The sequence below is a fragment of the Candidatus Sodalis sp. SoCistrobi genome, from assembly GCF_900143145.1.
Taxonomy (GTDB): domain Bacteria; phylum Pseudomonadota; class Gammaproteobacteria; order Enterobacterales; family Enterobacteriaceae; genus SoCistrobi.
This window is the reverse complement of sequence record NZ_FRDB01000032.1, coordinates 1-17,685: the sequence shown is the minus strand read 5'-3', so window position 1 is coordinate 17,685 and position 17,685 is coordinate 1. Positions and strand designations below refer to the sequence as shown.

Sequence of the window (17,685 nt, the reverse complement as noted above, 5' to 3'; positions counted from 1 at the left end):
CAACAGGTCCTGAGGGGAGTGGCAATCCTGGAGCAATTGGTCAATAAGATCGTTGCTGATAGGCATTTTGTAGTCCTTTAAAGGTTTTGCTAAAAATGCCATTTACACAGATTATTTTACAGCCTCGACGCTCCGTACCCGCATTAAACGACTGGCGCGTAAAACGATTTGCTTCTCGCGCTCTGTCGAGATCCACGAAAAAGTCATCGGAGCCTTCATCGAAAAACACATGTTCTACTAATTGGAGTCATTACCGACGATTGATTGCTTCCCCCCTAGCTGCCCTTCTATATGGGGATGGCCCAATGTTGAGAAGTCGTTCACATCAAAACCCATATCGATTATTTTTTTTACTATTTCTGTGCCATGGGTAAACGTTATTGCCTTACTCATTAACGAATGCCCGTCAGCATCGTATAGGTAAAGTTCTATGCCTTTAGGCTCCATAAGCGTCAACAGCGTCATGGCAACGTCGTCACCCTTATTAGAGGTTAAAGCCATCATGGCCGCCGTTTCATTTCGCTTGTTGGCCCGATTAATATCAACCTCATAATCTACTAACTTCTCAGCCAATGCGAGAAAAGTATCGGGCGTCGTTTCACCACCGTCTCCGTTTTCTCCATAATGATGGAATAGCATCATTAGCGCCGTATTTCCGCGATCATCAGTCACGGTATGATCGGCACCTATTTCCAGCAGATATTCGGCGATGCTTAACTGACTTTGGCTCAAGGCGTAGCTAAGCGGCGTATTTTTATCGCTATCAATTTCGACATCAATATTTATACCGGCAGCAATAGCATTCTGCAGTGCCACGATAAAGCCTTGTTTATCTCCATTATAGATTGTATTCTTTAAATCCGTGACAATATACGCCGACGAAGCCATTGTCACTGCCGGATAATGGCCTAATGAATACGAAACGCCTGACACTGGCATGCTTACCTCCCTCATTTCATTGTCTTACAGATTACTGAAGCACAGTATTATGTTAAAGATATCAGCTTCAAAATCATTTTTTCATCAACAAAAGAGGAACTTCTATAACTATGAAAAAATATATTGTATGTACATAATAATGAAATCAATATTTTTTATTGATTATCAATGCAGCGCAATAAGTTTTCAACCAATGGCTAAGTGAAAAGAGTAACGCGCAGCACTTTGGGGGATTATTTGTTTTGACAAGGCAAAAGGTTTGGCAAACCCACGCCAGGATGCCTTTACGACCGCGCGCGACGCCGGCGCGAGAAATGAGTCGCCAATAGATAGCGTAGGGTGGTAATACCGTATTTCTCATCAGGCGCTTACGGTAAACAGGTTATCGCGCATTCTCACCGCCGCGTTTAATTTGATACGGGCGCGTTAACGTCTGGTGCCGGCAGCGACCCATGGCCCCGTCGAAGGCACGCTCCCGCTCGGGCTGGCAAGGCATGAAGTCCGTTACGTGCCCTACGTGGTAAAACAACCACCAAGGCAGAGGGTAAATGCGAGCGGCGGCGCGACGTCGACGCAGGGTAGACTTAGCGCTATGTGACGATTCTATAGCAGTGTGCCACTGTTAGTGCAGTTGTAGAGGCCTGAGATCTTAGCGCAGCCTGACGACTTTAGAGCAGCGCGGCGACCCTGGAGTAATGTGGCAGCCTAAGTGCAGTGTGGCGCCCCTGAAGCCCCGAGTGGTCAATCGTGGCAATGGCGGGCCAGCATCACCGTCTATTACGTTAACGTAGTGGCAAATGACGCAAGCGCGTGACAATCGACGTCGAGGTAAGGCTAGCCGATTTTATAACAGCATAACGACATCACAGGCAACTTTGGGGTAAACAAAGGCGATCGTCAGTGATGCAACTGGCGACAATCGTAGGCTTAATCGCATCCCTAACGGTCAACGATGGACATAAAAAAACCGGGCCAGGCCCGGTTTTTTACAAGCTTGCACAACGGCAGATTACTCTACGGTTGCTTCCGCTGCTGGAGCTGTTGCTTCAGCGCGATCAACGAGTTCGATGTATGCCATCGGCGCGTTGTCGCCTGTACGGAAGCCACACTTCAGAATGCGAGTGTAACCACCGGCGCGGCTCGCGAAACGCGGGCCCAGCTCGTTAAACAGTTTTGCCACGATCTCGTTATCACGAGTGCGGGCGAATGCCAGACGACGATTTGCTACGCTGTCGGTCTTGGCAAGTGTAATCAGCGGTTCAACAACGCGGCGCAGCTCTTTCGCTTTCGGCAGGGTCGTCTTGATGATTTCATGACGAACCAAAGAGCCGGCCATGTTACGGAACATAGCCTGGCGATGGCTGCTGTTACGGTTCAGTTGACGACCACTCTTACGATGGCGCATGACCTTATCCTTCTCAGTAAAACCTTAACCTGTGATCGGGTTATTCATCAGCGATACTTGCCGGAGGCCAGTTCTCAAGGCGCATGCCCAGAGACAACCCACGGGAAGCCAACACGTCTTTGATCTCGGTAAGAGATTTTTTACCAAGGTTGGGCGTTTTCAGCAACTCAACCTCGGTGCGCTGTACCAGATCACCGATGTAATGGATAGCTTCTGCCTTGAGGCAGTTAGCAGAGCGGACAGTCAATTCCAGATCGTCAACGGGGCGCAGCAGGATCGGATCGAATTCTGGTTTCTCTTCTTTCACTTCCGGCTGACGTACATCACGTAAGTCAACGAAAGCTTCCAGTTGTTCAGCCAGAATGGTTGCCGCACGGCGGATCGCCTCTTCAGGATCGATCGTGCCATTGGTTTCCATTTCGATAACCAGCTTGTCCAGGTCGGTACGCTGCTCAACGCGCGCTGCTTCCACATTGTAGGCAATACGCTCTACAGGGCTATAGCATGCGTCTACCAGCAGACGGCCGATCGGGCGCTCATCTTCTTCCGAATGAATTCGGGCAGAAGCCGGAACATAACCACGTCCACGCTGAACCTTGATACGCATGCTGATAGCGGCGTTTTCATCGGTCAGGTGGCACAGGACATGCTGCGGTTTGACGATTTCGACATCCCCATCATGGGTGATGTCGGCTGCGGTCACAGGGCCAATGCCAGATTTATTCAGGGTTAAGATAACGTCATCTTTACCTTGAACTCTCACCGCCAGCCCTTTCAGGTTGAGCAGAATCTCCAGGATGTCTTCCTGTACGCCTTCTTTGGTGCTGTACTCGTGCAGTACACCATCAATCTCAACCTCGGTCACCGCGCAACCCGGCATCGATGAAAGCAGAATACGGCGCAGTGCGTTACCCAGAGTATGGCCAAAGCCACGCTCTAAGGGCTCAAGGGTCACCTTGGCGTGCGTCGAACTGACTTGCTCGATATCTACCAGGCGCGGTTTTAGAAACTCTGTCACAGAACCCTGCATTGTGTCCTCTCTTTGGTACTAAGCCTTACTTGGAGTAAAGCTCGACGATCAGGTGTTCATTAATGTCCGCAGACAGATCGGTACGTTCTGGAATACGTTTGAACACCCCTTCCATCTTAGCAGCGTCGACTTCAAGCCAGGTCGGCTTTTCACGCTGCTCAGCCAGTTCCAATGAGGCACGAACACGGGATTGCTTTTTCGCTTTCTCACGGATGCTGACAACGTCATTCGGAGTAACCTGGTAAGAAGCGATGTTAACAACGCGGCCGTTTACCATGATCGCCTTATGGCTGACCAACTGACGTGATTCAGCGCGGGTAGCACCAAAGCCCATGCGGTAAACAACGTTGTCGAGACGACCTTCCAGCAACTGCAACAGGTTTTCACCGGTATTGCCTTTCAGGCGTGCTGCTTCTTTGTAGTAGTTGCGGAATTGACGTTCCAGCACGCCGTAGATACGACGAACTTTTTGTTTTTCACGCAACTGTACGCCGTAATCAGACAGACGCGGTTTACGCGCACCGTGCTGACCGGGCGGTTGCTCAATTTTGCACTTGGAATCGATCGCGCGTACACCAGACTTCAGGAAAAGGTCTGTGCCCTCACGACGGCTCAGCTTGAGCTTAGGACCCAAATATCTTGCCATTTTCTTTCTCCAACTAACCTAAAAGCGGCGTTATACGCGGCGCTTTTTAGGCGGACGACAACCGTTATGGGGGATCGGAGTCACATCAGTAATGTTCGTGATGCGGAAACCAGCCGCGTTTAACGCGCGGACGGTAGACTCGCGGCCTGGACCTGGTCCTTTAACCATAACTTCCAGATTCTTGATGCCATATTCTTTCACGGCTTCGGCGCAACGTTCTGCTGCGACCTGTGCGGCGAAAGGAGTAGACTTACGAGAACCACGGAAACCGGAACCACCGGCGGTCGCCCAACACAACGCATTACCCTGACGATCGGTAATAGTTACGATGGTATTGTTGAAAGACGCATGGATATGAGCCACACCATCTGAAACTTGTTTTTTAACACGCTTACGTGCACGAATAGGTGCCTTAGCCATTATTTACTCACCCCGATTATTTCTTGATCGGTTTGCGCGGACCCTTACGGGTACGGGCATTGGTCTTGGTACGCTGACCGCGAACCGGAAGACCACGACGATGACGCAAACCACGATAGGTACCAAGGTCCATCAGACGCTTGATACTCAGGGTGACTTCACGGCGCAGATCGCCTTCGACAACAAACTTGGCAACTGCTTCACGCAGCGTGTCAATCTGCTCTTCAGACAGCTCACTGATCTTAACATGTTCAGCAATACCCGTAGCCGCGCAGATGTGCTGCGAGCGGGTTTTGCCGATACCGTAGATTGACGTTAGGGCAATAACGGTATGTTTATGATCAGGAATGTTAATGCCTGCTATACGGGCCACTATGCACTCCTAAAATTTTTAACGGCAACACCATTCTGAAAAGCCCGTTTTCAGGATACTCAAACAATGTTGCAGCGACATACAAAAGATTGGCTGGCTAATCTAGCCAGCTCAACCCAACTTTGCAAGAAAAAAATGCCGGAAATATTAGCCTTGGCGTTGTTTATGCTTAGGCTCAGCCCTGCAAATCACACGAACGACACCGTTACGCTTAACGATTTTGCAGTTACGACATAATTTCTTGACGGAAGCACGAACTTTCATTTTTACTCTCCGTAACTTCTCAGCTTCCCGAATTAGCGGTTATAGCCTTTCAGGTTTGCTTTCTTCAATGCGGACTCGTATTGACTCGACATCATCAGAGTCTGCACTTGAGCCATAAAGTCCATGATAACCACAACGACGATCAATAAAGACGTACCCCCAAAATAGAAGGGGACTTTCATTGCGTCACGCATGAACTCCGGGATTAGGCAGATAAAGGTAATGTACATGGCGCCGACCAGCGTCAGGCGGGTCATCACCTTATCAATATACCTTGCCGTTTGCTCTCCCGGACGAATGCCTGGTACAAATGCACCGGACTTCTTCAGGTTATCTGCTGTCTCGCGCGGGTTGAACACCAACGCCGTGTAAAAGAAACAGAAGAATATGATTGCAGCCGCATATAGTAACACATAAAGCGGTTGACCAGGCTGCAAATAGAGCGAAATCGCAGTCAGCCAGCCCCAACCTGTGCCGCCTCCGAACCAGGATGCGATCGTGGCCGGAAACAGAATGATACTGGAGGCGAAAATTGCCGGGATAACCCCGGCCATGTTCACTTTCAGCGGCAAATGCGTGCTCTGGGCTGCATAAACGCGACGTCCTTGCTGACGCTTGGCGTAGTTAACGACGATACGACGCTGACCACGTTCAACGAAAACCACGAAAAACGTCACCGCAAACACCAGAGCTGCAACCAATAGCAACACGAGGAAGTGCATGTCGCCTTGTCGAGCTTGCTCGATAGTGTGGCCGATGGCAGGCGGCAAGCCCGCTACGATACCCGCGAAGATAATGATGGAGATACCGTTGCCGATACCCCGTTCAGTAATCTGCTCACCCAGCCACATCAGGAACATCGTCCCGCAGACCAGGCTCACTACCGCGGTAAAGTAAAAAGCAAAGCCCGGATTAATTACCAGACCTTGCATTCCAGGCATATTCGGCAAACCGGTAGCAATACCGATTGACTGAAATATTGCCAACACCAACGTGCCATAGCGGGTGTACTGGCTGATTTTACGTCTGCCAGCCTCACCCTCTTTTTTTATCTCCGCCAGCGCCGGGTGAACTACCGTCAGCAGCTGAATGATGATCGACGCCGAAATATACGGCATGATCCCCAAGGCGAAGATAGAAGCACGGCTGAGCGCACCACCAGAGAACATGTTAAACATTTCAATGATGGTGCCGCGCTGCTGTTCGAGCAATTTCGCAAGTACGGTGGCATCAATACCAGGGATCGGAATAAAAGAGCCGATGCGGAAGACAATAAGCGCCCCGATAACAAACAAAAGTCTGCGTTTCAGTTCACCCAGTCCGCCTTTGGCGCTTTGAAAATCTAATCCCGGTTGTTTAGCCATCTGCTACTTATTCCTCAATTGTACCGCCGGCAGCTTCGATCGCGGCACGCGCGCCTTTGCTAACACGCAGGCCACGCACGGTGACCGCGCGTTTGACTTCGCCGGACAGCATAATCTTGGCGAATTCAGTCTGGATGCCAACAATGTTAGCGGCTTTCAGCGTGTTCAGATCGACCACATCGCCTTCAACGTTCGCTAATTCGGACAGGCGAACTTCCGCCGTGACCATGGATTTGCGCGACGTAAAGCCGAATTTCGGCAAACGACGGTACAAAGGCATCTGGCCGCCTTCAAACCCGCGACGTACGCCACCGCCAGAACGGGACTTCTGACCTTTGTGACCGCGACCGCCGGTTTTGCCCAAGCCAGAACCAATACCGCGACCTGCACGTTTCGGGGCGTGTTTGGAACCCTCAGCCGGAGACAGAGTATTTAAACGCATCTCTTACTCCTCAACCTTGACCATATAGGAAACCAAATTGACCATACCGCGTACAGCAGGCGTATTTTCACGCTCTACGGTGTGGCCAATGCGACGCAGGCCCAAGCCAACCAGAGTTGCCTTGTGTTTCGGCAGACGACCGATGGAACTGCGAGTCTGTGTGATTTTAATAGTCTGTGCCATGGTCAATTACCCCAGAATTTCTTCAACGGATTTACCACGCTTGGCAGCGACCATTTCAGGAGACTTCATATTGCCAAGAGCGTCGATAGTTGCACGAACCACGTTGATCGGGTTGGTGGAACCATAGGCTTTTGCCAGTACGTTGTGAACCCCTGCGACTTCCAGGACGGCGCGCATTGCACCACCGGCGATAATACCGGTACCTTCGGAAGCCGGCTGCATGAACACGCGAGAACCCGTGTGCGCACCTTTAATCGGGTGCTGCAGGGTGCCGCTGTTCAGCGCGACATTCATCATGTTGCGACGGGCTTTCTCCATCGCTTTCTGGATCGCTGCCGGAACTTCGCGTGCTTTGCCGTAGCCAAAACCCACGCGACCGTTACCATCACCGACAACCGTCAGTGCGGTAAAGCTGAAAATACGGCCACCTTTTACGGTTTTAGATACGCGGTTTACCGCGATCAGCTTTTCCTGCAGTTCGCCAGCTTGTTTTTCGATGTGTGCCATCTTACACCTCTACCTTAGAACTGAAGGCCAGCTTCACGGGCAGCATCTGCCAGTGCCTGGACTCGACCATGATATTGAAACCCGGAACGGTCAAAGGACACATCTTTAATGCCTTTTTCCAGCGCGCGCTCGGCGATAGTTTTACCTACGACGGCGGCGGCATCTTTGTTACCGGTACCCTTTAGTTGCTCTACGATGGCTTTTTCTACCGTAGACGCGGCTACCAGGACTTCAGAACCGTTTGGTGCAATAACCTGTGCGTAAATATGACGCGGGGTACGATGTACCACCAGACGGGTTGCACCCAATTCCTGGAGCTTGCGGCGTGCGCGGGTCGCACGACGGATACGAGCTGCTTTCTTATCCATAGTGTTACCTTACTTCTTCTTAGCCTCTTTGGTACGCACGACTTCGTCGGCGTAACGAACACCCTTGCCTTTGTAAGGCTCAGGACGACGATAGGCACGCAGATCTGCCGCAACCTGGCCAATAGCCTGCTTATCAGCGCCTTTCAGCACGATTTCAGTTTGGCTCGGGCATTCTGCGGTGATACCTGCCGGCAGTTGATGGTCGATGGGGTGAGAAAAGCCCAGAGACAAATTCACCACATTACCTTTCACTGCAGCACGGTAACCTACGCCTACCAGCTGTAGCTTTTTAGTGAAGCCGTCGGTCACACCAATCACCATGCCGTTCAGCAGCGCACGCGTGGTGCCTGCAAGTGCCCAACCGTTAACATGACCTTCGCGCGGTGCAAAGGACAGCTGGTTGTCAGCATGCTGAACGTCAACAGCTTCGTGGATAGTACGAGTCAGCTCGCCGTTTTTACCCTTAATCGAAATAACCTGACCGTTGAGTTTTACCTCTACGCCGGCAGGAATGACGACGGGTGCTTTAGCAACACGAGACATTCTTTCCTCCCAATTACGCTACGTAGCAGATAATCTCGCCACCAAGACCAGCCTGGCGAGCCGCACGATCAGTCATGACACCTTTAGAGGTAGAAATAACCGCGATACCCATGCCTGCCATAACTTTCGGCAACGCATCTTTTTTCTTATAGATACGCAGGCCGGGGCGGCTGATACGCTGAATGCTTTCTACCACCGGCTTACCCTGGAAGTACTTCAGTACCAGTTCCAGCGTCGGCTTGGTGTCGCCTTCAACTTTATAATCTTCGATAAAGCCTTCATCTTTCAGCAAGTTGGCAATTGCCACTTTAAGCTTGGAGGAAGGCATGGAGACCGCGGTTTTGTTCGCGGTTTGACCGTTACGGATACGGGTCAGCATATCCGCGATCGGATCTTGCATGCTCATCTGTCTTTACTCCCGTGATTCAATTGGTGACAATTTACCAGCTAGCCTTTCTCAGACCCGGGATTTCACCGCGCATGGCGGCTTCACGGACCTTGATACGGCTCAACCCGAATTTCCGCAGGAAAGCGTGCGGACGACCAGTTTGGCGGCAGCGGTTACGCTGACGAGACGGGCTGGAATCACGCGGCAGAGTCTGCAGCTTGAGAACCGCATCCCAACGCTCTTCATCGGAAGCATTCACGTCGGAGATGATGGTTTTAAGTTCAGCGCGTTTTGCGAAGAATTTATCAGCTAATTTCACGCGTTTTACTTCGCGTGCTTTCATGGATTGTTTAGCCATCAGTAACCCTACCTTACTTGCGGAATGGGAAGTTAAAGGCGGTCAACAGCGCACGGCCTTCATCATCGGATTTCGCAGTGGTGGTGATGGTAATATCCAAGCCACGAACGCGATCGACTTTGTCATAGTCGATTTCCGGGAAGATGATCTGTTCACGCACGCCCATGCTGTAGTTACCACGGCCATCGAATGACTTGGCGGACAGGCCACGGAAGTCACGGATACGCGGTACAGCAATGGAAATCAGTCGCTCGAAGAACTCCCACATGCGTTCGCCACGCAGAGTTACTTTACAACCGATCGGATAGCCCTGACGGATTTTGAAGCCAGCAACAGATTTGCGTGCTTTGGTGATAAGCGGCTTTTGGCCAGAAATCGCGGTCAAATCGGCTGCGGCGTTATCCAGCAGCTTTTTATCGGCAATTGCTTCACCCACACCCATATTCAGGGTGATCTTCTCGACCCGAGGGACTTGCATGACAGAATGGTAGCCGAACTGTTTCATCAGTTGAGAGACTACTTCGTTTTTGTAGTAATCATGCAGTTTCGCCATCGTACTACTCCAAATTACTTAATAGATTCGCCGTTAGATTTGAAGACACGCACTTTCTTGCCGTCTTCAATCTTAAAGCCCACACGGTCCGCCTTGCTGGTGGCCGTATTGAAGATTGCAAGGTTGGAAAGATCGATTGCTGCTTCTTTATCAACGATGCCACCCGGCTGGTTCATGGCCGGTACTGGTTTTTGATGTTTCTTGACCAGATTGATACCTTCAACAATGGCCTTGCCGGTAGACAGGACATTTTTTACTTTACCGCGCTTACCTTTATCTTTGCCGGTCAGCACGATAACTTCGTCATCACGACGGATTTTCGCTGCCATGATTCGCTCCTTAGAGTACTTCAGGTGCCAGGGAAATGATCTTCATGAACTTTTCGGTACGCAGTTCACGAGTCACCGGCCCAAAAATACGCGTACCGATAGGTTGCTCACTGTTGTTGTTCAACAAAACACAAGCATTACCATCGAAGCGAACGACAGAACCGTCAGGGCGACGAACACCCTTCTTGGTGCGCACCACTACCGCCTTCAGGACATCACCTTTTTTTACTTTGCCACGAGGAATCGCTTCCTTGATGGTAATTTTGATAATGTCGCCGACGCCTGCGTAGCGACGGTGCGAGCCACCTAGAACCTTGATACACATTACGCGACGTGCACCGGAGTTGTCGGCCACGGTCAGCATAGTCTGTTCTTGGATCATGTTAGTGCTCCGCTAATGTCAACTACTACTTATACTTAATGACCTGAATCGGTCGTAAGAAAAAACCCCATAATACAGGGCGCAGCATTATAACACCTCTCCTGGTGTATGGGTAGAAAAAATAAACGGCTCAAAGGACGAGCCGTTTATCTGTTTAGAGCGCGCTTACCGTTTTACAGGATCGCTTTCTCTACAACGCGAACCAGCGTCCAGGACTTGGTCTTGGAAATCGGACGACATTCGCTGATTTCAACGATGTCGCCGATGTTGCTGTCATTGTTCTCGTCATGTACGTGGAGCTTGGTCGTACGTTTAATGAACTTGCCGTAGATCGGATGTTTCACAAAACGTTCGATGGCCACAACAATGGATTTCTCCATTTTGTCACTGACCACACGACCTTGCAGAGTACGGATTTGGTCACTCATTACGCACCCGCCTTCTCAGTCAATAACGTCTTCACGCGCGCAACATTGCGGCGCACCTGCTTTAACAGGTGAGTCTGCTGCAGCTGGCCGCTGGCAGCCTGCATACGCAGGTTGAATTGCTCGCGCAGCAGGTTCAGCAGTTCGGTGTTCAGCTCTTCAGCGCTTTTTTCACGCAGCTCATTTGCTTTCATTACATCACCGTCTTAGTTACAAAGGTGGTTTTAATCGGCAGTTTTGCTGCTGCCAGCTTGAAGGCTTCACGGGCAAGCTCTTCCGGGACACCGTCCATTTCGTACAGGACTTTTCCCGGCTGAATCAAGGCAACCCAGTATTCCACGTTACCTTTACCTTTACCCATACGCACTTCAAGCGGCTTTTCGGTGATCGGTTTGTCCGGGAAAATCCGGATCCAGATCTTACCTTGACGCTTAACTGCACGTGTCATGGCACGACGTGCTGCTTCGATTTGACGAGCGGTCAAACGACCACGGCCAACAGCTTTCAGACCGAAAGTACCGAAGCTAACATCCGTACCCGCTGCCAGGCCACGGTTGCGGCCTTTGTGCATCTTACGGAATTTTGTACGCTTTGGTTGTAACATCAGCGACTCTCCTTACTTGCGGCCTTTACGCTGCTGCTTTTTAGGTTGAGCAGCCGGTTCCGGTTGTTCAACGGCAGCCATACCACCTAAGATCTCACCTTTGAAGATCCACACTTTTACGCCGATGACACCATAAGTGGTGTGCGCTTCGGAGGTGTTGTAGTCGATATCCGCACGCAGGGTGTGCAACGGAACACGACCTTCGCGGTACCATTCGGTACGTGCGATTTCAGCGCCGCCCAGACGGCCGCTGACTTCAACCTTAATCCCCTTGGCGCCCAGACGCATGGCGTTCTGCACGGCACGCTTCATCGCACGGCGGAACATAACGCGACGTTCCAACTGCGAAGAGATGCTGTCGGCGACCAGTTTGGCGTCCAGTTCCGGCTTACGGACTTCAGCGATGTTAATCTGCGCCGGCACGCCAGCGATATCCGCTACGACCTTACGCAGTTTTTCGACGTCTTCGCCTTTCTTGCCAATGACGATGCCCGGACGAGCGGTGTGAATGGTCACACGGATGCTTTTGGCCGGACGTTCGATCACCACGCGGGAAACCGAAGCTTTCGACAATTCCTTGGTCAGGAACTGACGAACTTTAAAGTCGCTGTCCAGGTTGTCAGCGAATTCTTTAGTATTCGCATACCAGGTAGAATTCCAGGGTTTAACAATACCCAGGCGAATACCATTAGGATGTACTTTCTGACCCATTGCTAGTCTCCAGAGTCTCAGCGATCGGACACAACCACAGTAATGTGGCTGGTGCGCTTCAGGATACGATCTGCACGACCCTTGGCACGCGGCATAATGCGCTTCATGCTCGGGCCAGCGTCGACGAAAATCTTCGCGACTTTCAGATCATCGATATCTGCGCCATCGTTGTGTTCAGCGTTAGCAATGGCAGACTCCAGTACTTTCTTCACCAGACCAGCAGCTTTCTTGTTGGTGTAGGTCAGAACTTCCAGAGCTTGCGACACTTTCTTACCGCGAATCAGGTCAGCCACCAGGCGAACCTTTTGAGCAGAAGAACGAGCGTGGCGATGTTGAGCGATAGTTTCCATCTCTTCCTCCTACCTTAGCGCTTTTTGGCCTTTTTGTCGGCCGCATGGCCGCGATAAGTACGCGTCGGCGCGAATTCACCCAGTTTGTGACCGACCATTTCATCGGCGACAAAAACGGGTACGTGCTGACGACCATTATGGACAGCGATGGTCAAACCGATCATTGTTGGAAAGATCGTTGAACGACGGGACCAAGTGCGAATAGGCTTCTTGTCACCGCTTTCCACCGCTTTCTCTACCTTCTTCAACAAGTGCAGGTCAATAAATGGACCTTTCTTGAGAGAACGTGGCATGGTTTATCCTCTAATATTATTTGCTACGGCGACGTACGATGAACTTATCAGTACGCTTATTGCTACGGGTCTTCTTACCTTTGGTCTGAATGCCCCACGGGGATACCGGGTGCTTACCAAAGTTACGACCTTCACCACCACCGTGCGGGTGGTCGACCGGGTTCATCGCCGTACCGCGAACGGTCGGACGGATGCCACGCCAGCGGCTGGCGCCAGCTTTACCCAGTACACGCAGCATATGTTCGGCATTACCTACTTCGCCCAGGGTCGCGCGGCATTCAGACTGAATTTTGCGCATTTCACCGGAACGCAGACGCAGCGTGACATAAGCACCGTCACGAGCCACGATCTGAACATAAGCACCGGCGGAACGCGCCAGCTGACCGCCTTTACCCGGTTTCATTTCCACGTTATGCACGGTAGAACCAACCGGAATATTGCGCATCGGCAGAGCGTTGCCGGCTTTGATTGCCGCATCGACGCCAGATTGAATCTGATCACCGGCCTTCAGGCCTTTCGGTGCCAGGATGTAACGACGTTCACCATCTTTGTACAACACCAGCGCGATGTTGGCGGAACGGTTAGGATCATACTCCAGACGTTCTACCACTGCCGGGATACCGTCTTTGTTGCGTTTGAAGTCAACCAGACGATAATGTTGCTTGTGGCCACCACCGATATGGCGCGTAGTGATACGGCCATTGTTGTTGCGGCCACCGGATTTGCTGAGAGTTTCCAGCAACGGGGCGTAGGGTTTGCCCTTGTGCAGCTCAGGGTTGACCACTTTAACAACGTGGCGACGACCCGGAGATGTCGGTTTACATTTAACAATTGCCATTGTTCTTACTCCTCCGACTTACTCTGCGCCGCCGATGAAGTCCAGGTTCTGGCCTTCTTTCAGGGTGACGTAAGCTTTTTTCCAGTCGCTACGACGACCGATACGCTGTCCGTGACGTTTGGTTTTCCCTTTTACGACCAGGGTACGCACGTCATTGACTTCGACTTCAAACAGTTTATGCACAGCGGCTTTAATTTCTGCTTTGGTCGCATCTTTAGCTACTTTGAGTACGATGGTGTTGTGTTTTTCCATCGCGGTAGATGCTTTTTCAGAAACATGCGGCGCGCGCAGTACTTTCAGCAGACGTTCTTCACGAATCATGCCAGCATCTCCTCAACTTGCTTAACAGCGTCAGCCGTCATAACAACTTTGTCGAAGGCGATCAGGCTAACCGGGTCGATACCATTAGCATCGCGTACGTCTACTTTGTAGAGGTTACGCGCAGCCAGGAACAGGTTTTCGTCCAGTTCGCCGGTAATGATCAGCACATCTTCCAACGCCATGTCTTTCAGTTTCTGTGCCAGCAGCTTGGTTTTCGGCGCTTCGACAGAGAACTGTTCAACAACGATCAAACGATCTTGACGTACCAGTTCAGACAGGATGCTTTTCAGCGCCCCGCGGTACATCTTCTTATTTACTTTCTGACTGTGATCCTGCGGCTTGGCGGCAAAGGTAACGCCACCAGAACGCCAGATCGGGCTCTTCACGCTACCGGAACGCGCACGGCCGGTACCCTTCTGACGCCAGGGTTTTTTACCGGAACCGGTGACTTCGGCACGGGTCTTCTGACCGCGGGTTCCCTGACGGGCACCTGCTGCGTAAGCCACAACAACCTGGTGGACCAGCGCTTCGTTGAAGTCACGACCGAAGGTAGTTTCGGAAACAGTCAGCGCGCTTTGCGCGTCTTTCAATACCAATTCCATTCCTATCTCCTCGACGTTACGCCTTGACAGCCGGTTTGACGATCAGGTCGCCACCGGTTGCTCCCGGGACGGCGCCTTTGACCAGCAGCAGGTTGCGTTCTACGTCAACACGTACCACGTCCAGGCTTTGAACGGTTACGCGCTCGTTGCCCATCTGGCCTGCCATTTTCTTGCCCTTGAATACTTTGCCCGGAGTCTGGTTCTGACCGATGGAACCCGGAACGCGGTGGGACAAGGAGTTACCGTGGGTAGCATCCTGAGTGCGGAAGTTCCAGCGCTTTACAGTGCCGGCAAATCCTTTACCTTTGGAGGTACCCGTAACGTCGACTTTTTTTACATCAGCAAACAGTTCTACGGTGATGCTCTGGCCAACGGTGACTTCTTCGCCGTCTTCGACGCGGAATTCCCACAGACCACGGCCGGCTTCAACGCCCGCCTTCGCAAAATGACCGGCTTCCGGTTTGGTTACGCGGTTGGCTTTTTTGGTGCCGGCGGTAACCTGGATAGCGCGGTATCCGTCGTTTTCCAGATCTTTGACCTGGGTGACGCGGTTTGCTTCAATTTCGATAACGGTGACGGGGATAGAAACGCCATCTTCGGTGAAGATGCGAGTCATGCCCACTTTACGTCCGATTAAACCCTTCATTGTTTCAACCTCTCAATCGTTCTACGACCTGATTAACCCAGGCTGATCTGCACGTCTACACCGGCAGCCAGGTCCAGACGCATCAGAGCATCAACGGTTTTTTCGGTTGGCTCAACGATGTCAACCAGACGCTTGTGAGTGCGGATTTCATACTGATCGCGCGCATCTTTGTTGACGTGCGGAGAGATCAGAATGGTAAAGCGCTCTTTGCGGGTCGGCAGCGGGATCGGACCACGTACCTGAGCACCGGTACGTTTGGCAGTCTCGACGATTTCCGCGGTTGATTGATCAATCAGACGATGATCAAACGCTTTCAAACGGATACGGATTCTTTGGTTCTGCATGAGACCAGAGCTCCAATTATTTATAAACGTAAAAAACTACTCCTCACACCCATTTCGATTGATGGGGGAGTGTAATCGTTCAGTGTTATCCCCCAATTGGGGATGTTGTCAGCTGGCTTACCGCCTGCGCGGCCAGCACGGACCCAACGAGCAGGTCGGCTTGTCAGGGTGAATATCTACAATACAAGCCCGCGCATTATACGCAAATTTGTATAGGAAGCAAGCATGGGTGGTGAAAAGGGCAGGGCTGTTAACTTCATATCATTTGCACTAACGTCTCCAGTGTTCACGTCCATACGATGAGGAAAACATGCTGTTTGGAGGACTTTTTTCTGAACTGGTTGATCAGCGCGTAGCGAAAGGCAGGCGCTATGCGCTGGAGCCACTGCTTTGCGGGTTATTACTGGCGGTGCTGTCGGGAGCAACATCATTACGGAAAATGGAGCTTTTCCTCAATGAGCGGCTCAAGCAGCTAAACTCTCTGTTTGGCACACACTGGAAGAAAGCTCCGACTTGGGTAGGTATTCGGCGGTTTATGCTTAAGCTGGACGTTCAGGGACTTGAAGAAGCCCTTCGGCAGCATGCCGGAAAATATTCGTCGTCTGGTGTGGCGCTACAGTTCGTTGCTCTTGATGGCAAAGCTTTACGCGGCAGTGCCTCTCGAGTAACTGATACGCGCTCACGGCAGCTGGTGTCGGCTTTTGCCCAGTTGGATCTGATTGTGCTCGGGCATGTAGAGGTGCCTGAAAAAACGAACGAAATTCCGGCCACGCAAGCGCTGATCGAGGAGCTGGCCCTATCGGGTCGCGTCTTTACTCTTGATGCCATGCACTGTCAAAAAAACACTTTCTCTAGCCTTAGCTCATGGTGCCGACGTGTTGGTTCAAGTGAAAGACAACCAGCCCGAGTTGTTTGCTGTCTGCCAGATGATCCCGAAGTTTCAGGCCCCCGCACAACAGCATACCGACCATGACAAAGGCCACGGGCGAATAGAAATACGCACGATTCAGACGTTTTCTCCGGCTACAGGATGGTTGCCGCAAGACTGGCAACCTCTGGTGAAGGCAGTAATAAAAGTGACTCGCGAGGTGACGCACAAACGTAAAGGTGTTGCCGAGGTCAGCACAGAAACCGCTTGGTGGGTCAGTACCGCACTCTTTGATGCAGAACAGTTTCAAGCGGCAATTCGCGGCCATTGGAGTATAGAAAACCAAAACCACCATGTTCGAGATGTTGCCCTGTTTGAGGACGCCTGCCGTATCCGGCAGCAGCCCGGGATCTTGGCTCGATTGCGTTCGATCGCGCTGAATTGCATGCGTCTGAGTAAAGTATCAAGCATTTCCCGAACGCTGTACCGCAATGCACTGAACTTTGACTACGCCGTTTCTATCGCCGAAGGAAGAAGTTAACAGCCCTGTCTCAATAGAACTGTCCGGTGGTTTTTTTTTGTTCATGAGATAGACCGCGCTGGCGCCTAAGGCGACCGTGCCAGCAGCGCTGCCGCTGGTCGCCAATTGTATTAAGGGGTCAGCGCCCCTTTTTTCCAACGTGCTTTTCGCTTTCTCCTCGTAAGGCACAACTACCTTTCTAATGAAGTCCCGATCAGCGTTATCGATGAGTGAGTGCTGACCGTGTTTGCCCTCGGTCTCCCCGAGCGAGGAGGATAGTGGATCATTCTTGTGCGCGAGGGCAAGCACCACAATACCAGGATGACCTTGCGCTATAATTTCCTGGTAATAGGCCGCTTTATCTTGCTCAGTATACTTTTTGATGGCATCTTGAATGTCATCCAGTATTTTACTTAGTTTCTGTTCGGTCAAGCCGAGAACATGACTATTCTTACTCAATTCTTCCTCAACGACAGCAACCGCCACCCCTTGCTGTTGATCATAATTTTTAGTGATTTTTTTAATTATCGCCTCAATTTTCTGGTAATGACTCCAATTAGTAGAACATGTGTTTTTCGATGAAGGCTCCGATGACTTTTTCGTGGATCTCGACAGAGCGCGAGAAGCAAATCGTTTTACGCGCCAGTCGTTTAATGCGGGTACGGAGCG

Annotated in this window: 31 protein-coding genes and 2 pseudogenes; 2 read left to right on the top strand and 31 right to left on the bottom strand. The window is 51.4% G+C overall.

From position 1 onward, the window contains the following. Nucleotides 1-127 precede the first annotated feature (127 nt). Nucleotides 128-241: pseudogene (locus tag CINSTRO3249_RS03985) on the top strand (IS1 family transposase); the annotation flags it as partial. Here CINSTRO3249_RS03985 and CINSTRO3249_RS03980 read toward each other — a convergent pair. From CINSTRO3249_RS03980 to rpsJ, 29 genes are all read right to left on the bottom strand, one after another. Further along, nucleotides 238-939 carry an ankyrin repeat domain-containing protein gene (locus CINSTRO3249_RS03980; protein ID WP_125933113.1) on the bottom strand — a complete coding sequence of 234 codons (702 nt, stop codon included), beginning with the start codon at nucleotides 937-939 and terminating at the stop codon, nucleotides 238-240. The pseudogene CINSTRO3249_RS03985 and the gene CINSTRO3249_RS03980 sit on opposite strands and share 4 nt — an antisense overlap. Before the next feature lie 1,009 nt (nucleotides 940-1,948). Further along, nucleotides 1,949-2,344, bottom strand: a complete 396-nt coding sequence (gene rplQ, locus CINSTRO3249_RS03975) for a 50S ribosomal protein L17 (RefSeq protein ID WP_074012279.1) — start codon at nucleotides 2,342-2,344, stop codon at nucleotides 1,949-1,951. 40 nt (nucleotides 2,345-2,384) lie between these two features. Then, complete coding sequence (gene rpoA, locus CINSTRO3249_RS03970; protein WP_074012278.1) at nucleotides 2,385-3,374, bottom strand: DNA-directed RNA polymerase subunit alpha; 990 nt, start codon at nucleotides 3,372-3,374, stop codon at nucleotides 2,385-2,387. 25 nt (nucleotides 3,375-3,399) lie between these two features. Continuing rightward, nucleotides 3,400-4,020 (bottom strand): 30S ribosomal protein S4, encoded by a 621-nt coding sequence (gene rpsD / locus CINSTRO3249_RS03965; protein ID WP_011412065.1) that lies wholly within the window; start codon nucleotides 4,018-4,020, stop codon nucleotides 3,400-3,402. A gap of 30 nt (nucleotides 4,021-4,050) precedes the next feature. Further along, nucleotides 4,051-4,440, bottom strand: a complete 390-nt coding sequence (gene rpsK, locus CINSTRO3249_RS03960) for a 30S ribosomal protein S11 (protein ID WP_074012277.1) — start codon at nucleotides 4,438-4,440, stop codon at nucleotides 4,051-4,053. Nucleotides 4,441-4,456: 16 nt separating this feature from the next. Continuing rightward, a complete protein-coding gene (rpsM, locus tag CINSTRO3249_RS03955; RefSeq protein ID WP_074012276.1) occupies nucleotides 4,457-4,813 on the bottom strand; it encodes a 30S ribosomal protein S13 in 357 nt (118 codons plus the stop codon). A 147-nt stretch (nucleotides 4,814-4,960) separates the two neighbouring features. Next, nucleotides 4,961-5,077: a 50S ribosomal protein L36 gene (gene rpmJ, locus CINSTRO3249_RS03950; protein WP_074012275.1), complete on the bottom strand. Its 117-nt coding sequence runs from the start codon at nucleotides 5,075-5,077 to the stop codon at nucleotides 4,961-4,963. Between the two features lie 32 nt (nucleotides 5,078-5,109). Then, nucleotides 5,110-6,441 (bottom strand): preprotein translocase subunit SecY, encoded by a 1,332-nt coding sequence (gene secY, locus CINSTRO3249_RS03945; RefSeq protein WP_074012274.1) that lies wholly within the window; start codon nucleotides 6,439-6,441, stop codon nucleotides 5,110-5,112. A 7-nt stretch (nucleotides 6,442-6,448) separates the two neighbouring features. Beyond that, a complete protein-coding gene (rplO, locus tag CINSTRO3249_RS03940) occupies nucleotides 6,449-6,883 on the bottom strand; it encodes a 50S ribosomal protein L15 (protein WP_074012273.1) in 435 nt (144 codons plus the stop codon). 3 nt (nucleotides 6,884-6,886) lie between these two features. Then, complete coding sequence (gene rpmD, locus CINSTRO3249_RS03935; protein WP_025243880.1) at nucleotides 6,887-7,066, bottom strand: 50S ribosomal protein L30; 180 nt, start codon at nucleotides 7,064-7,066, stop codon at nucleotides 6,887-6,889. 6 nt (nucleotides 7,067-7,072) lie between these two features. Further along, nucleotides 7,073-7,573 (bottom strand): 30S ribosomal protein S5, encoded by a 501-nt coding sequence (rpsE, locus tag CINSTRO3249_RS03930; RefSeq protein ID WP_025243881.1) that lies wholly within the window; start codon nucleotides 7,571-7,573, stop codon nucleotides 7,073-7,075. Nucleotides 7,574-7,587: 14 nt separating this feature from the next. Beyond that, a complete protein-coding gene (rplR, locus tag CINSTRO3249_RS03925; protein ID WP_074012272.1) occupies nucleotides 7,588-7,941 on the bottom strand; it encodes a 50S ribosomal protein L18 in 354 nt (117 codons plus the stop codon). A 9-nt stretch (nucleotides 7,942-7,950) separates the two neighbouring features. Next, nucleotides 7,951-8,484 carry a 50S ribosomal protein L6 gene (rplF, locus tag CINSTRO3249_RS03920; protein ID WP_074012271.1) on the bottom strand — a complete coding sequence of 178 codons (534 nt, stop codon included), beginning with the start codon at nucleotides 8,482-8,484 and terminating at the stop codon, nucleotides 7,951-7,953. 13 nt (nucleotides 8,485-8,497) lie between these two features. Continuing rightward, nucleotides 8,498-8,890: a 30S ribosomal protein S8 gene (gene rpsH / locus CINSTRO3249_RS03915; protein WP_074012270.1), complete on the bottom strand. Its 393-nt coding sequence runs from the start codon at nucleotides 8,888-8,890 to the stop codon at nucleotides 8,498-8,500. Between the two features lie 34 nt (nucleotides 8,891-8,924). Beyond that, nucleotides 8,925-9,230 carry a 30S ribosomal protein S14 gene (rpsN, locus tag CINSTRO3249_RS03910; RefSeq protein WP_025243885.1) on the bottom strand — a complete coding sequence of 102 codons (306 nt, stop codon included), beginning with the start codon at nucleotides 9,228-9,230 and terminating at the stop codon, nucleotides 8,925-8,927. Nucleotides 9,231-9,243: 13 nt separating this feature from the next. After that, nucleotides 9,244-9,783: a 50S ribosomal protein L5 gene (rplE, locus tag CINSTRO3249_RS03905; protein ID WP_074012269.1), complete on the bottom strand. Its 540-nt coding sequence runs from the start codon at nucleotides 9,781-9,783 to the stop codon at nucleotides 9,244-9,246. A gap of 14 nt (nucleotides 9,784-9,797) precedes the next feature. Further along, nucleotides 9,798-10,112, bottom strand: coding sequence for a 50S ribosomal protein L24 (gene rplX / locus CINSTRO3249_RS03900; protein ID WP_074012268.1), 315 nt, complete (start codon nucleotides 10,110-10,112; stop codon nucleotides 9,798-9,800). A 10-nt stretch (nucleotides 10,113-10,122) separates the two neighbouring features. Then, complete coding sequence (rplN, locus tag CINSTRO3249_RS03895; protein WP_011412078.1) at nucleotides 10,123-10,494, bottom strand: 50S ribosomal protein L14; 372 nt, start codon at nucleotides 10,492-10,494, stop codon at nucleotides 10,123-10,125. A gap of 173 nt (nucleotides 10,495-10,667) precedes the next feature. Then, complete coding sequence (gene rpsQ, locus CINSTRO3249_RS03890; protein WP_025243888.1) at nucleotides 10,668-10,922, bottom strand: 30S ribosomal protein S17; 255 nt, start codon at nucleotides 10,920-10,922, stop codon at nucleotides 10,668-10,670. Continuing rightward, nucleotides 10,922-11,113: a 50S ribosomal protein L29 gene (rpmC, locus tag CINSTRO3249_RS03885; RefSeq protein WP_025243889.1), complete on the bottom strand. Its 192-nt coding sequence runs from the start codon at nucleotides 11,111-11,113 to the stop codon at nucleotides 10,922-10,924. Before rpmC ends, rpsQ begins: the two co-directional genes overlap by 1 nt. Continuing rightward, nucleotides 11,113-11,523: a 50S ribosomal protein L16 gene (gene rplP, locus CINSTRO3249_RS03880; protein ID WP_025243890.1), complete on the bottom strand. Its 411-nt coding sequence runs from the start codon at nucleotides 11,521-11,523 to the stop codon at nucleotides 11,113-11,115. Before rplP ends, rpmC begins: the two co-directional genes overlap by 1 nt. A 12-nt stretch (nucleotides 11,524-11,535) precedes the next feature. Beyond that, the gene (rpsC, locus tag CINSTRO3249_RS03875) at nucleotides 11,536-12,234 is read right to left on the bottom strand and encodes a 30S ribosomal protein S3 (RefSeq protein ID WP_025420681.1); all 699 of its coding nucleotides are present in this window, start codon (nucleotides 12,232-12,234) and stop codon (nucleotides 11,536-11,538) included. Nucleotides 12,235-12,251: 17 nt separating this feature from the next. After that, nucleotides 12,252-12,584: a 50S ribosomal protein L22 gene (gene rplV / locus CINSTRO3249_RS03870; protein WP_011412083.1), complete on the bottom strand. Its 333-nt coding sequence runs from the start codon at nucleotides 12,582-12,584 to the stop codon at nucleotides 12,252-12,254. A gap of 14 nt (nucleotides 12,585-12,598) precedes the next feature. Continuing rightward, complete coding sequence (gene rpsS / locus CINSTRO3249_RS03865; protein ID WP_011412084.1) at nucleotides 12,599-12,877, bottom strand: 30S ribosomal protein S19; 279 nt, start codon at nucleotides 12,875-12,877, stop codon at nucleotides 12,599-12,601. A 16-nt stretch (nucleotides 12,878-12,893) separates the two neighbouring features. Further along, entirely contained in the window at nucleotides 12,894-13,715 is an 822-nt protein-coding gene (gene rplB, locus CINSTRO3249_RS03860) for a 50S ribosomal protein L2 (protein WP_074012267.1), read from the bottom strand. 18 nt (nucleotides 13,716-13,733) lie between these two features. Further along, the gene (rplW, locus tag CINSTRO3249_RS03855) at nucleotides 13,734-14,036 is read right to left on the bottom strand and encodes a 50S ribosomal protein L23 (RefSeq protein ID WP_011412086.1); all 303 of its coding nucleotides are present in this window, start codon (nucleotides 14,034-14,036) and stop codon (nucleotides 13,734-13,736) included. After that, complete coding sequence (gene rplD / locus CINSTRO3249_RS03850) at nucleotides 14,033-14,638, bottom strand: 50S ribosomal protein L4 (RefSeq protein WP_074012266.1); 606 nt, start codon at nucleotides 14,636-14,638, stop codon at nucleotides 14,033-14,035. The genes rplW and rplD overlap by 4 nt, the downstream gene beginning before the upstream one ends. A 16-nt stretch (nucleotides 14,639-14,654) precedes the next feature. Next, nucleotides 14,655-15,284: a 50S ribosomal protein L3 gene (gene rplC / locus CINSTRO3249_RS03845; protein WP_074012265.1), complete on the bottom strand. Its 630-nt coding sequence runs from the start codon at nucleotides 15,282-15,284 to the stop codon at nucleotides 14,655-14,657. Between the two features lie 32 nt (nucleotides 15,285-15,316). Further along, the gene (rpsJ, locus tag CINSTRO3249_RS03840) at nucleotides 15,317-15,628 is read right to left on the bottom strand and encodes a 30S ribosomal protein S10 (RefSeq protein ID WP_009639175.1); all 312 of its coding nucleotides are present in this window, start codon (nucleotides 15,626-15,628) and stop codon (nucleotides 15,317-15,319) included. Nucleotides 15,629-15,938: 310 nt separating this feature from the next. On the opposite strand from rpsJ, the pseudogene CINSTRO3249_RS17970 reads away from it, so the two are divergent. Beyond that, nucleotides 15,939-17,037: pseudogene (locus CINSTRO3249_RS17970) on the top strand (ISAs1 family transposase). Here CINSTRO3249_RS17970 and CINSTRO3249_RS03825 read toward each other — a convergent pair. After that, entirely contained in the window at nucleotides 16,960-17,502 is a 543-nt protein-coding gene (locus CINSTRO3249_RS03825; RefSeq protein WP_074012262.1) for a hypothetical protein, read from the bottom strand. The pseudogene CINSTRO3249_RS17970 and the gene CINSTRO3249_RS03825 overlap by 78 nt on opposite strands. Nucleotides 17,503-17,572: 70 nt before the next feature. Further along, nucleotides 17,573-17,685, bottom strand: a 113-nt coding sequence (locus CINSTRO3249_RS03820) for an IS1 family transposase (RefSeq protein WP_044698828.1), incomplete at its 5' end; no start/stop codon positions are given.